Annotated in this window: 11 protein-coding genes and 1 pseudogene; 5 read left to right on the plus strand and 7 right to left on the minus strand. The window is 63.6% G+C overall.

Annotation, left to right across the window (positions count from 1 at the left end; genetic code table 11):
• Nucleotides 1–1703 (minus strand): methyl-accepting chemotaxis protein (locus tag BLX41_RS30330; RefSeq protein ID WP_259745407.1); only part of this gene is annotated, 1703 nt, incomplete at its 3' end.
• A gap of 348 nt (nt 1704–2051) precedes the next feature.
• Between BLX41_RS30330 and BLX41_RS30335 the strand changes: the two genes are divergently transcribed.
• The 3 genes and pseudogenes from BLX41_RS30335 (at nt 2052) to BLX41_RS37520 (ending at nt 5239) form a co-directional block, all read left to right on the plus strand.
• Nucleotides 2052–3368: a Na+/H+ antiporter family protein gene (locus tag BLX41_RS30335; RefSeq protein WP_185073873.1), complete on the plus strand. Its 1317-nt coding sequence runs from the start codon at nt 2052–2054 to the stop codon at nt 3366–3368.
• 281 nt (nt 3369–3649) lie between these two features.
• A pseudogene (locus tag BLX41_RS37515) lies at nt 3650–4381 on the plus strand (cache domain-containing protein); the annotation flags it as partial.
• A 102-nt stretch (nt 4382–4483) separates the two neighbouring features.
• A complete protein-coding gene (locus BLX41_RS37520) occupies nt 4484–5239 on the plus strand; it encodes a methyl-accepting chemotaxis protein (RefSeq protein ID WP_404942816.1) in 756 nt (251 codons plus the stop codon).
• A gap of 47 nt (nt 5240–5286) precedes the next feature.
• On the opposite strand, the gene trhP is transcribed toward BLX41_RS37520, so the two are convergent.
• Nucleotides 5287–6612: a prephenate-dependent tRNA uridine(34) hydroxylase TrhP gene (gene trhP, locus BLX41_RS30345; RefSeq protein ID WP_123727858.1), complete on the minus strand. Its 1326-nt coding sequence runs from the start codon at nt 6610–6612 to the stop codon at nt 5287–5289.
• 158 nt (nt 6613–6770) lie between these two features.
• Between trhP and BLX41_RS30350 the strand changes: the two genes are divergently transcribed.
• Nucleotides 6771–7832, plus strand: coding sequence for an AI-2E family transporter (locus BLX41_RS30350; protein ID WP_123727859.1), 1062 nt, complete (start codon nt 6771–6773; stop codon nt 7830–7832).
• On the opposite strand, the gene BLX41_RS30355 is transcribed toward BLX41_RS30350, so the two are convergent.
• From BLX41_RS30355 to BLX41_RS30365, 3 genes are all read right to left on the minus strand, one after another.
• A complete protein-coding gene (locus tag BLX41_RS30355; RefSeq protein ID WP_123727860.1) occupies nt 7829–8011 on the minus strand; it encodes a hypothetical protein in 183 nt (60 codons plus the stop codon). The two genes, BLX41_RS30350 and BLX41_RS30355, sit on opposite strands and share 4 nt — an antisense overlap.
• Nucleotides 8012–8127: 116 nt before the next feature.
• A complete protein-coding gene (locus BLX41_RS30360; RefSeq protein ID WP_123727999.1) occupies nt 8128–8322 on the minus strand; it encodes a hypothetical protein in 195 nt (64 codons plus the stop codon).
• A 247-nt stretch (nt 8323–8569) separates the two neighbouring features.
• Nucleotides 8570–8929, minus strand: a complete 360-nt coding sequence (locus tag BLX41_RS30365; RefSeq protein WP_123727861.1) for a hypothetical protein — start codon at nt 8927–8929, stop codon at nt 8570–8572.
• Nucleotides 8930–9184: 255 nt separating this feature from the next.
• On the opposite strand from BLX41_RS30365, the gene BLX41_RS30370 reads away from it, so the two are divergent.
• Nucleotides 9185–10003, plus strand: a complete 819-nt coding sequence (locus BLX41_RS30370) for a shikimate 5-dehydrogenase (protein WP_123727862.1) — start codon at nt 9185–9187, stop codon at nt 10001–10003.
• A 39-nt stretch (nt 10004–10042) separates the two neighbouring features.
• Here the strand turns inward: BLX41_RS30370 and BLX41_RS30375 are convergent, their stop codons facing one another.
• Together BLX41_RS30375 and BLX41_RS30380 are read right to left on the minus strand one after the other, a co-directional pair.
• The gene (locus BLX41_RS30375) at nt 10043–10693 is read right to left on the minus strand and encodes a YceH family protein (protein WP_123727863.1); all 651 of its coding nucleotides are present in this window, start codon (nt 10691–10693) and stop codon (nt 10043–10045) included.
• Nucleotides 10694–10915: 222 nt separating this feature from the next.
• On the minus strand, nt 10916–13435 hold the full coding sequence (locus BLX41_RS30380) for a flavin-containing monooxygenase (protein ID WP_123728000.1): 2520 nt from the start codon (nt 13433–13435) through the stop codon (nt 10916–10918).
• Nucleotides 13436–13517 lie beyond the last annotated feature (82 nt).

Consider the following 13517-nt stretch of genomic DNA (forward strand, 5'->3'; position numbering starts at 1 on the left):
ATGGCGGCGTTGAGGGCCAGCAGGTTGGTCTGCTCGGCAATCGAGCGGATCACTTCCAGTACCGTGCCTATCTGTTCGCTGTTGGCGGCCAGACCTTCGACCTGGGTCATGGCGGCGCTCATATCGGCAGCCAACTGGTCGATGCTGCGGGTGGTGCGGTCGATCACGGTCAGGCCCTGTTGCGTGGCCTGGTCGGCGTCCCGCGCCGCCTGGGCGGCCTGGGCCGCGCTGCGGGCCACGTCCTGGGCGGTGGCGCTCATCTCGTGGGAAGCGGTGGCCACCTGATCCACCTGACGATACTGCTGCTCCATGCCGGCGCTGGTCTGGGTGGCGATGGCCGATGACTGGTCGGCGGTGTCGCGGGCGTCCTGCACTGAGCGTTTCACTTGGGCAATGATCGGTTGCAGCTTGTCGAGGAAACGATTGAACCAGCCGGCCAGTTGCCCCAGCTCGTCCTTGTTGTTGTACGCCAGGCGCCGGGTCAGGTCGCCTTCGCCGCTGGCGATGTCTTCGAGCATGTGGGCCACGCCGAGGATCGGTCGGGTCACGCTGCGCGCCATCAGCCACACCAGCAGCAGGCCCACCACGGCAGCCAGCAGGCCCAGGCCCAATTCCATCAGGGTGCCGCTGCTGTTGCTGGCATCGAGTTCGCTTTTCAAGGCTTCGGCCGGACCCACCAGGACCTTTTCCGGTACATCCAGCAGCACGCCCCAGGGCTTGCCGCCTGGGATCGGGGTGAAGGGGGCGAGGACCTTGAGTTTCTGATTGCTGTGCAGGCTGTGGGTCTCTGGGCTGCTGGCCAGTTGGCGGATCAGTTGCGCGCCGTTGACGCTGTCGACGCTGTCCAGGTGCTGGCTGAGCTTGCCGGCATCCGGGCTATGGCCGGCCAGCAGGCCCACCGGGCTGAGGATGCTGACGCTGGTCTGGCCGGCGTAGAGCTTCTGACTGGCATTGCGGCTGATGGCCTGCAGGCTGTTGAGGTTGATGTCCACCGACAGTGAGGCGATGACTTTGCCGTTCACCAGGAGCGGGAAGACGATGCTGGTCATCAGCACCTTCTGGCCGTCGATGTCATAGAAGTAGGGCTCGATCACGCAGGGCTTGAGGGTGCTGCGCGGGCAGGTGAACCAGGCATTGGCCGGCTCGCCGCTGGGGCCGCTGCGGGTGTCGCTCATGTCGCTTTCCGGCAGTGACATGGAGGTCAGCTTGCCCGGGGTAGGCTGGGACCAGTAGAGGGCGAAACGGCCTTTTTCGTTGCTGCCCAGTTCGCTCTGGCCGCTGAACAACTCGTCCTTGCCATCCAGGGCGTTGGCTTCGAACACCAGGGACAGGCCCAGCAGGTCGGGGTTGGCCTGCAACGCCGACTTGACCTGGCGGGTCAGGTCTTCGCGCAGGTCGAAGGCGTCGAGGAAGCGCTTCTCGGCCTGTTCCCGCAGGAACAGCACCTGGCGGGAAAAGCCGTGGCCGTACTGATAGGCGTCCATGAACTGTTGGCGAATGCCCAGTGCCTGGACTTCACCCTGGGCTTCGATTCGCGCCTGGGCCGCTTCATTGAGCATCTCCATGCTCGACGCTTTCACCAGCTCGGAGCTGTGCTCCATGCGATACAGCGAAAGTCCCACCAACAGTGACACGATGCCCAACAGGCAGAGTCCGGCCAGCAAGGTGATCTTCCATTGGATGGAAAGTTGTCTGAGCGACATGGAGGCGTCCTTTATTCGATAAATATCTGAGACTTCGCACTGTAACGGCCGACGAACGGCGTTCTTTAAACGCTTGTTCGAAATAAACCGTGAGGTGCTGGGGCTGCTGTGCAGCCCGGCGCGAGCAAGCTCCCGCGCCACGGGTAGGGGGTTGGTCTTGGGGGGCTTCGCGAGCAAGCTCGCTCCTACGGGCGGCGGGGTGCGGAGTTTTGACAAGCCGGGCCTGCTGCTGCAAAGTGCGCGCCCCTAATAAGAACCTTTTTCATTTCGATGTCGGCAGCCCGCTGCCTTCCGGTCGGTCACAGGCTTTTGCGCCATTTTTAGCGGCGCAGTAATGAGGTAACGATGATTAACGCAGTAATTGCCGCGGTTGGCGTGATGCTGGTGCTCAGCCTGTCCCGCGTGCATGTAGTGATCGCCCTGATCATTGGTGCCCTGGTGGGCGGCTTGACGGGCGGCCTGGGGATCGAGGCCACGCTCAAGGCTTTCAATAGCGGCCTGGGGGGCGGTGCCACCGTGGCCATGTCCTACGCCTTGCTCGGTGCTTTCGCCGTGGCCATCGCCAAGTCCGGCCTGGCCCATGCCCTGGCGGACAAGATCCTGGTATTGGTGGATCGCCAGGACGCCCACGGCGGCGGCCAGGTCAAATGGCTGCTGATCGGCCTGTTGTGGGTGGTGGCGATTGCTTCGCAGAACATCCTGCCGATCCACATTGCCTTCATTCCACTGCTGGTGCCGCCGCTGCTCTATGTACTGACCAAATTGCAACTGGACCGGCGGCTGATCGCCTGCGTCATCACTTTCGGCCTGATCACCCCCTACATGTTCCTGCCGGTGGGTTTCGGCAACATCTTCCTCAATGAAATCCTCCTGGCCAACGTCGCCCGTAGCGGGGTGGACATTAGCCAGATCAACGTCACCCACGCCATGGGCATTCCGGCCCTGGGCATGCTCTGCGGCTTGCTGCTGGCCTTTGTCAGCTACCGCAAGAAGCGCATCTATGACCTGGACCGGATCGAGAAAGTCGAGCAGGTGGCGGTGCAATACAACCCGCGGACCCTGCTGGTGGCGGGGGCGGCTATCGTCGCTGCGTTCGTGATCCAGTTGCTGCTGGACTCGATGATTATCGGGGCTTTGTGCGGCTTCCTGATTTTTTCGGTGTCGGGCATCGTGCGCTGGCGCGAGACTGACGACCTGTTCACCGAAGGCATGAAGATGATGGCCATGATCGGCTTCATCATGATCGCCGCCTCCGGGTTCGCCGAAGTGATGAAGGCCACCGGCGAGGTGAAGAGCCTGGTGCAAGCCTCGGCGGCGTGGATCGGCCACAGCAAGGGCGTGGGTGCCTTGCTGATGTTGCTGGTGGGCCTGCTGGTGACCATGGGCATCGGCTCGTCGTTCTCCACGGTGCCGATCCTCGCGGCGATCTTCGTGCCTTTGTGTGTGCAACTGGGCTTCAGCCCGCTGGCCATCGTCTGCATCGTCGGCACCGCCGGTGCCCTGGGCGATGCTGGTTCGCCGGCCTCGGACTCGACCCTGGGACCGACCTCGGGCCTGAATATCGACGGCCAGCACCACCACATCTGGGACACCGTGGTTCCGACCTTCCTGCACTACAACCTGCCGCTGCTGGCCTTTGGCTGGGTGGCGGCCATGGTCCTCTGATCATCTCGCTCTCGTAGACGTCGGGGGTTGTCGTAGGAGCTGGCTTGCCAGCGAAGGCATCGCCAAGGTCGGTGCAAGGCTCGAGGGCCCCTTCGCCGGCAAGCCGGCTCCCAGGGATTCAGGCTCAACTTTTTTTTTTGCGTGCCGTTAACGGCATATCACGCCAATAAAAAACCAAGAGTGAGTCCCCTATGCGCTTGAGCCTGAAGGCCAAAGTCCTGTCCCTGGCGGTACTCCCGGTACTGCTGTTCGCCCTGGTGATCAGCCTGAGCACCGTGCTCATGCTGCGCCAGCAGGCCCAGAAAGAAGTCGAGGAAACCCGTCATCGCCTGTTGGGCGAAGCCAAGGCCACCTTGCAGAGTTATGTCGAAGTGGCCCTGAACACGGTCAAGCCGTTGTACGACGCGGCGGCGCCTGGGGATCAGGCGCCGCGGGCCGAGGTGGTCAAGCTGCTGTCCAACATCACTTACGGCAAGGACGGCTACTTCTTCGGCTACGACTCCGAGACCGTGCGCCTGTTCAAGGGCAACAGCCCGGACGGCGTGGGCAAGAGCTTCAAGGACAATCGCGACCCCAACGGCGTTTACGTCAATCGTGAACTGGTGCGCGTGGGCAAGGACGGCAGCCATTACGTGCAATACAGTTCCACTCAGCCGGGCAGCGACGTGCTGGTACCCAAGCTGGGTTACACCGAGTACCTGCCCAAGTGGGACATGGTGCTGGGCACCTCGGTCAATCTCGACGGCATCGACGCCCAGGTGGCGGCAGTCCAGGACAGTGTCAACCAACGCATGGAAGGCATGGTCCTGAGCATTCTCGGGATCGCCGCAGTGGTGCTGCTGGTGATTGCAGCCCTGGGCATGCTGGTGGCCAACACCATGCTGCGCCCCCTGAACCTGATGAAGGCCAACCTCGATGACATCGCCGCCGGCGAAGGCGATCTGACCCGGCGCCTGGCGATCACCAGCCAGGACGAACTGGGGGATCTGGCCGGTTCGTTCAACCGTTTTGTCGACAAGATCCACGGTCTGGTGCGCCAGATCACCGAGATGACCTCGCAGCTCACCGAGCTGGTGACCCAGGTCTCGGATCAGGCACAGCGTTCGGAGCAGGCCATGGAGCGTCAGCGTCACGAGACCGATCAGGTGGCCACGGCGATCAATGAAATGTCCTCCGCGGCCCACGAAGTGGCCCGCAGCGCCCAGGGGGCGGCGGTGGCGGCGCAACAGACCGATGAGGAAGGCCAGGCGGCCAAGCGTGTGGTGGATGGCAGCATCCAGCAGATCCATGCTCTGGTCAGCGATATTCGCAACAGCGGCACGTCCCTGGACAGCTTGCAGCAGGACGTGTCGTCGATCGTCAGCGTGCTGGATGTGATCCGCTCCATCGCCGAGCAGACCAACCTGCTGGCCTTGAACGCCGCCATCGAAGCGGCCCGGGCCGGGGAGGCCGGGCGTGGTTTTGCCGTGGTCGCCGATGAAGTGCGGGCCCTGGCCAGCCGTACCCAGCAAAGCACCCAGGAAATCCAGGGCATGATTGATCGTCTGCAGCAGGGTACTCGGGTGGCGGTGGACGCCATGCGCCGCTCCAGCGATGCCGGCGATGGCACTTCGGTGAAAGCCAACGAGGCCGGTGCCTCGCTGGACACCATGGCCCAGCTGATCGGCACCATCAATTCGATGAACGCACAAATCGCCAGTGCGGCAGAGGAGCAGACCGCGGTGGCTGAAGAGATCAACCGCAGCGTGCACCAGATCGCCGTAGCGGTGGACAGCGTGGCCGACGAAACCCAGCGTGGCGCCCAGACGTCCCGTAGCCTGGCGGACCTGGGCCAGCGCCTGGGTCGGTTGGTGGGGCAGTTCCGGATCTGATGCCGTGCTCAGCCAGCCATCGGGGCGGCTGGCTAGAGCGCTGCGCCTCAGGCGCTGATGTCGCGCATCAACAGGCCGAAGCGCAGGTCCACCTGATCGGGGATCGGCAGGTACACGGTGTGGCCATCCCCCGGGGCGACTTCGATGGCTTGGCCCTTGGCGTTCTGCAGTTGGTGCAGATCGAAGTGGAAGTTGCCCTTGGGGGTCATCAGTTCCATGTGATCGCCCAGGGCGAAACGGTTCTTCACCTTCACTTCTGCCAGACGGTCACGGCGTTCGCCGGTGAGTTCGCCGACGAACTGCTGGCGTTCCGACACCGAGCTGCCGTTCTGGTAGTTCTGGTACTCGTCATGCACATGGCGGCGCAGGAAGCCTTCGGTGTAGCCGCGCTGGGCCAGGGACTCCAGGTCGTTCATCAGGCTGCGGTCGAACTCGCGTCCGGCGGCGGCATCGTCGATCGCCTGGCGGTACACCTGGGTGGTGCGGGCACAGTAGAAGTGCGATTTGGTCCGGCCCTCGATCTTCAGCGAGTGCACGCCCATGCGGGTCAGGCGCTCCACGTGCTGCACCGCCCGCAGGTCCTTGGCATTCATGATGTAGGTGCCGTGCTCGTCTTCGAAGGCCGGCATCAACTCGTCCGGACGATTGGCTTCCTGGAGCAGGAACACCTGGTCGGTGGGCGCTCCCAGGCCCAGGGTCGGCTCCGGTTGGAAGGTCTGGACGATGTCCCCGAGGTTGTTCTCGGTGGCTTCCTCGGCCTTGTATTTCCAGCGGCAGGCATTGGTGCAGGTGCCCTGGTTGGCGTCGCGCTTGTTCATGTAGCCCGAGAGCAGGCAGCGTCCGGAATAGGCCATGCACAGGGCGCCGTGGACGAAGACCTCCAGTTCCATGGCCGGCACCTTCTGGCGGATTTCCTCGATTTCCTCCAGGGACAGTTCCCGGGACAGGATGATCCGGGTCAGCCCTTGCAGTTGCCAGAACTCGACGCTGGCCCAGTTAACCGTGTTGGCCTGCACCGAGAGGTGGATCGGCATGGTCGGGAAGTGCCGGCGCACCAGCATGATCAGCCCCGGGTCGGACATGATCAGCGCGTCCGGGGCCATCTCGATGACAGGCTCCAGGTCCTTGAGAAAGGTCTTGAGCTTGGCGTTGTGCGGGGCGATGTTGACCACCACGTAGAAGCGTTTGCCCTGGGCCTGGGCCTCGCGGATACCGAGGGCCAGGTTGGCGTGGTCGAATTCGTTGTTGCGTACTCGCAGGCTGTAGCGCGGTTGGCCGGCGTACACCGCATCGGCGCCGTAGGCAAAGGCGTAGCGCATGTTTTTCAGGGTGCCGGCGGGGGCCAGGAGTTCGGGCTTGGCGAGGAGCGTCATGGGGCTGTCGGTCGCAAAAGGTCGCGAGGGTAAGCCAGTGCTGGCGGGCATTCATTGATCTGGATCTATGTCTGATGCAGAAAAAAACGCACTCGGCATCACGGCTGCGGACTAACCTCAGGACGCCGTGATGGGGCGTTGACTGATCTGGATCGGACATGAATCAAAACAACCTGCAAAACAAAAGCCTGCTGCTGTTACTGGTCCTGGTGACGGTGGCGTTCATCTGGATTTTGCTGCCGTTCTACGGAGCACTGTTCTGGGCGGTGATCCTGGGCATCGTCTTTGCTCCTTTGCAGCGCCGCCTGCAATTGAAGTTCGGCTGGCCGCGCAATCTCACGGCCTTGTGCACCCTGCTGATCTGCCTGGTGATCGCCATCCTGCCGGTGATCATCACCAGTGTGTTGCTGGTCCAGGAAGGGGCCGAGCTGTACAAGAAGATCGAAAGCGGTCAGTTGGACATCGCCGGCTACCTGGCCCAGTTCAAGCACAGCCTGCCACCCTACTTTCAGCACCTGCTGGATCGCTTGGGCCTTGGCGAGCTCAAGGGCTTGCAGGAGAACACGGTCAAGAGCGCGATGCAGGGCAGTCAGTACCTGGCGACCCAGGCGTTCAGCTTCGGTCAGGGCACCTTCGAGTTCGTGGTGAGCTTCTTCATCATGCTCTACCTGCTGTTCTTCTTTTTGCGTGATGGCGCCGAACTGGCGCGCAAGATCCGCACTGCCGTGCCCCTGGCCGAGTACCAGAAACGCCGGCTGCAACTGAAGTTCAATCGGGTGGTGCGGGCCACGGTCAAGGGCAATGTGCTGGTGGCGGTGACCCAGGGGGCCCTGGGTGGAATGATCTTCTGGTTCCTGGACATTCCCAGTGCCCTGTTGTGGGCGGTGCTGATGGCGTTTCTGTCGTTGCTGCCGGCGGTGGGGGCGGGGATTGTCTGGGGCCCGGTGGCGGCGTACTTCCTGATCAGCGGAGCGATCTGGCAAGCGGTGGTGCTGGGGTTGTTCGGGGTGTTCGTGATCGGTCTGGTGGACAACCTGTTGCGACCCATCCTGGTGGGCAAGGACACCAAGATGCCCGACTACCTGATCCTGATCTCGACCCTGGGCGGGCTGGCGATCTTCGGCCTCAATGGGTTTGTCATCGGACCCTTGATCGCCGCGCTGTTCATGTCCAGTTGGGCGCTGTTCGTCGAAACCCGGCCTCGGGTGCAGTTGCCCTAGAGGTGGACCCTATGCAGATCGAGTTGCCTGGACAGGGCCTGGGCGGCGGGCAGGGAGGTCAGCGGGCCGCTGACGGCTTCGCCGTCGCGTACCAGGTACCAGCAGGCCAGCAAGCCCAGTTCCCTGAGCGACGCGGGGACGGCACTGCCGATGACGGACATGATCTGAACCTTGGGCATGGGAACCTCCTCTTGTCGAAGGGTTACCTTACAAAGCGCCGAGTGCTACGAAAAATCACCTGGATCGATTGTGGACATTGACCAGGGTGAAGGGGCGCGCCAGGGCGGGAGGGCGCTCAGTCCACTACCTGATCGAGCATGTGCAGCACTTCCTGCTCGTTGAGCAGGCCCTTACGTACCAGGTTCTGGGCCAGCAGCGAGAGAAACTTGGCGCTGCGATGGCCTTCCAGGTGCTTGAGTTCGGTCAGGGCGTCGTACACCCGGCTGGAAGTGCAGAGGCCTTCGACGCGATGGGGGTTTTGCGTGGGCATGGGGTCGTCCTTGTTGTTATGGGCCTGTGGCGAGCGGACTGGGTCGATCTTGCAGTCCTTGAATGACACAAACATGACAGTCCCATGTTGCGCGGGGCCACCCTGGGATCAGCACACTATTCCCGGATTTAAATGCAAATACTGTTCCAGTCGCGACATTGTTCAGAATTATTCAGACATCCGGATGATGGCAAAATGCAACAGGCCCCGCTTCGAGGGCGGGGCCTGTGGTTGTTTCAGCGGGCGGTTACCAGCGGCCGGGACCGGGGCCGTAGTAGTAATGGGGGTGGCCGTAGTAACCCCGTGGAGGGCCGTAGTACACCGGCGTCGGACGGTAGTAGACCGGTTGTTGCACATAGACCGGTGCCGGCTGGTAGTAGACCGGCGGCGGTGGCGCGGCATACACCGGCTGGGGTTGCACATAGACCGGCGCCTGCTGCACGTAGACCGGACGATCCTGATTGGCGATCACCGAGCCCACAACGGCTGCACCGACAACTGCGCCCAGTGCTGCGGGGCCGGCCCAGCCGCCACCGTGAGCCGATGCCTGGCCGGCGACAGCCAGTGCACCTATGAGCAGGGCAATCTTGGGGATTTTGGAAATCATGGTTGTTCCTCGGTTCAACCCCTGCGTTTATGGTCTGCACCAGACTCAAGAACTGACGCGGGGATACTTCTAAGACAGCGGTTTCCGGAAAATCTGCACAGCCGCTGAGTAAATATTGTGTAAGGTCTGTACCGGCCTCTTTACCGTCATCCCTGGGCGCTGAAGAGGCCTGTAAACAAGCGTCGATATGATCAGGCACAAGGGGCTTGGCTGACCAATCCCGTCTATCCGAAAGTGCCCAGCGAGGAGATGAGTATGCAAATGAACCCCAACAAAGACACCCAGTTGTGCATGTCGCTTTCCGGGCGTCCCGGGAACTTCGGCCTGCGTTTTCATAACCATCTGTACGAGCAGTTGGGGCTCAACTTCTACTACAAGGCCTTCAGCAGCCAGGACCTGCCCGGTGCGGTGCGCGGGATTCGTGCGTTGGGGATTCGCGGCTGCGGCGTGTCCATGCCGTTCAAGGAGGACTGCATCGCCCTGGTGGATGAGCTGGATGCCTCGGCCAGGGCCATTGCCTCGATCAACACCATCGTCAACACCGACGGCCACCTGAAGGCCTACAACACCGATTACATTGCCGTGGCCCAGTTGCTGGCCGAGCACGACGTGCCGCGGGAATCGACCTTCGCCCTGCGCGGTAGCGGCGGCATGGCCAAGGCCGTGGCCAGCGCCTTGCGTGATGGCGGTTATACCCAGGGCGTGATCGTCGCGCGCAATGAAGTCACCGGGCGCGCCCTGGCAGGTGCGCTGGGATATGAGTGGCAGGCGGAGCTGGGCAGCCTGCGGCCGCAGCTGCTGATCAACGTGACCCCGATCGGCATGAGCGGCGGCCCGCAAGCGCAGCAACTGGCCTTCGAGGCCGAGGCGATTGCTGCGGCGGACCGGGTGTTCGATGTGGTGGCCGTGCCGCCGGAGACGCCGTTGATCCTGCGGGCCAGGGCCGAAGGCAAGCAGGTCATCACCGGGCTGGAGGTGATTGCGATTCAGGCCCTGGAGCAGTTTGTGCTGTATACCGGCGTGCGCCCGAGCGAGGAGCAGTTCCACAAGGCGGTGGCCTTCGCCCGGGCTTGAGCCGGCATTTTCGTTAGTGGCCCATGGGGGGGCGTCAGGTCAGCCTTCGAGTTGGGCCAGGCGTTCTTCCAGGGCGGCAATCCGCGCTTCCAGCTCTTCGATGCGCTCCACCGAGACCGCGCCGCTGGTACTGCGCTCCACTGGGTTGCCCCGGGCGGCGAGGATGGCTTCGATATCCGCCGGATCGCCCAGGGCGTGGGTGTAGCGGTCCTCGCGCTGGCCGGCCTGACGCGGGATGTGCAGGGCCAGGCCCCGGGCAATCAAACGTTCGAGCTGGTGCAGGACTTGCTCGCTGTCTTCAAAGTCGTGCATGCGCCCGCTGCGGGTCAGCAGTTCGTTGACCGTCTGCGGGCCGCGCAGAAACATCAGGCCGCACAGGATCAACTGCGCCGGCACCAGTTCCAGGGCCTTGTCCAGGCGCTGCTCCCAGCGGTCGGCGCGGCTGCCCATGACCAGCCGAGTGAAGCCTTGGGCCTCGAGGGCGCGCAGGCTTTGGCCGACCTGGCCCTGGGTCAGGTTCATCACCGGTTCGCGGCTGGTTTTCTGATTGCAGGCAATCACCAGGGCGTTGAGGGTCAGGGGATAGGTTTCCGGGCTGGTGGCCTGCTTTTCGATCAACGAACCCAGAACGCGGATGTCGGTACTGCTCAGGCGCAGTGCTTCGCTGGGGGTGTCGTGCTCGTTGCTCATAAGTGCTGGTCCCTTGGTCACTGATGGATGGGGTCGTGGAAAACCCGGTGCATGGCGCGCCAAGGCGGCCTTGAGTTTTCCGTGGCCGAGTCGGCCCTCTTCGAGGGGCTCTGTTTTACCTTCAGAAGCCGGTTCTGGCCATCAGAACTTGGTGGAACGGGGATCGGGCTGCGGCTTTCAAGGGGGCAATGCCGCCGCACAGTCAGCGCGGCGGCGGGTATTTCAGCTGGGTTGCGGGGCTTGTGCCGGCTCGGCCGCGGCAAGCGGCGCGGACGGCGCTGCGGGAATGGCGGCGGTTTCCAGGCAGCGATGGGCAAATCGGGCGATGCTGCGCAGGGCGTTCCTGGCAGAGCGCAGATAGAAGGCCTGCAGTTGGAAGACATGCCAGCGGCCATCGTGAATCTCAAGCTGGCAGGGCACGTCGGACGCCCGTGCGCGTTCCGCCAGGCGGAGGGCGTCGGACAGCAGCAGCTCCTGGTCGCCGACCTGAATCAGCATCGGCGGCAGGCCGCGCAGGTCCGCTTCCAGAGGGCGATGTGAAAGCGTCTGCGCAGGGACGGCGTAGGCCTTGAGGGCCTGCTCCAGCCAGTCGCGGCGGATCATCGGGTCGACGGCGGATCGGGATTGAATGCTGTCTGCGCCCAGGTCGGGATCGGTGACCGGCGAGAGCAATATCAGCCCGGCCGCGAACGGCTCGCCGCGTTGCTTCAAGGTCAGCGCCAGTGCCAGCACCAGGGCGCCCCCGGCAGAGTCACCGGCAATCAGCAGCTGTTGCGCCGGACAGCCCTGGGCACGGATGGCGTCATAACAGGCCAGGCAGTCGTCCAGCGCGGCCGGGTAGGGATGCTCCGGTGCCAGTCGGTAGTCGGGCGCCCAGACCCGGCAGCCAGTTTCCCTGGCCAGGCGGCTGGTGACGCTGTAGTGGGTGTCCGGGTTGCCCAGGCAGAACGCGCCGCCGTGCAGGTAGAGGATGACCGCGTTCGAGGTCCGGGCCTTGGGCTCGACTGTCTGCACCCTCAACTGACCCAGGTCCGTGCGCTGTCGTGTTACGCCGAGGCCGCCGGGCATCAGCCAGGAGAGGGCGTTGACGAGCTTGCGCTGGCTCACCAGCTCCCGCGGCGGGCCGATCAGGGGCCTGAAACTGGCTCTCAGGAAAAGCCGCAAGAAAGCCGCGTTACCCCGTTCCAGCCAATCCCCGGGTGGGGCCACTCGCTGTCCATCGCTGGTCGAAAACGGTGCGTCCAAGGGGCTGGCAAACCGGTAGGCGGACAGTCCGGCGTAGCGGGTCAGCCATCTGTAGCTCCAGGTGAAACCGGGCCAGTTGGTGCTGTTGTGCCCCTGTGCGTCGACATACCAGCTTTGGCAGCCGCTCCACACCGAGGTGGCCAGGCGGCGCTGGATGCGCAACTGAAAACGCTGGTGGGGCGACTCGTCCACCTCCAGGGTTTTCGCTCCGCTTTTGAGCAGCGCCCGGCGGGCCTTGATCACGTGGGAGATCTGGCTTTCCAGCATATGGATGATGGAGTTGTGGCCCAGGTTGGTGTTGGGCCCGTAGAGCATGAAGAAGTTGGGGAAACCGGGCACGCTGAGCCCCAGGTAGGCTGCCGCGCCATGTTGCCAGGCCTGGTTCAGGTCGACCCCGCCGCGGCCGCTGATGCGCATCGGCGAAAGGAACTCGGTGGCGGCGAAACCGGTGCCATAGATGATCGCATCCACCGGGTGCTGCTGACCGTCGAGGGTTTCGATGCCGTGCTCGGTAATGCGCTCGATGCCCTGGGTCAGCAGCTCGACATGGGGCCTGGCAAAGGTTTTCAGGTAGTCGTTGGACAGCAGGATGCGCTTGCAGCCGATGGGGTAGTCCGGGGTCATGCGTTGGCGCAGTCCGGGATCGGGCACCGAGGCGTTCAGCAACTGGTGAAAAGGAATGCCAACCACCCACTTGGTCAGGCCCTTGAGCCGGGTAAAGCCCAGCGCCCGGGATTCGAAGTGCAGGTAGTGGGCGGCGCGCACCAGCTTGGCCCATAGCGGATGGCGGGCGAATCGCTGTTTTTCCTCCGGGCGGTAGGCGCGGTCGGCCTTGGGCATGATGTAGGCCGGGGAGCGCTGGAAGACCTTGAGCGCGGCCACCTGGTCGGCAATCTGCGGAACGAACTGGATGGCCGAGGCGCCGGTTCCGATCACCGCCACGCGCTTGTTGGCCAGGGGATAGTGATGGTCCCAGGCTGCGGAATGGAATACATGGCCCTGGAAACTGTCCAGGCCCGGCAGATTGGGCAGGGCGGGGCGGCTCAGTTGGCCAGTGGCGCTGATCAGCAGGCGGCTGAAGTGTTCCTGGCCATCACTGCAGATGACCTGCCAGCAACTGCTGGCTTCATCGAACCGGGCGTGGCGCACTTCGCTGCCAAAGTGGATGTGGCGCAGCAGGTCGTAGCGCTGGGCGCAATGCTGCAGGTAACCGTGGATCTCTGCCTGGGGGGCGAACACCCGGGACCAGTTCGGGTTGGGCTCGAAGGAAAACGAGTACAGGTGCGAAGGCACGTCGCAGGCGGCGCCGGGGTAGGTGTTGTCGCGCCAGACGCCACCGACGGCCTGGCCTTTCTCGAGAAGGATGAACTGATCGACCCCGGCCTTGCGCAGGGCGATGGCCATGCCCAGGCCACCGAAGCCGCTACCGATGATCAGGGCCTCAAGGGGCGCGGTGGGGCTGGAGGGTGGGGTGCAGGCAGGTGCTGATTGGGGCATGACGACCTCGTTGTTATTGTTGTGCGGCACTGGGTTGATCCTCCCGAGGCCACGTCCTTGTTTCTGTGGTGCGGCCCCGATC

Source organism: Pseudomonas protegens, assembly GCF_003732485.1.
Lineage (GTDB): Bacteria > Pseudomonadota > Gammaproteobacteria > Pseudomonadales > Pseudomonadaceae > Aquipseudomonas > Aquipseudomonas protegens_B.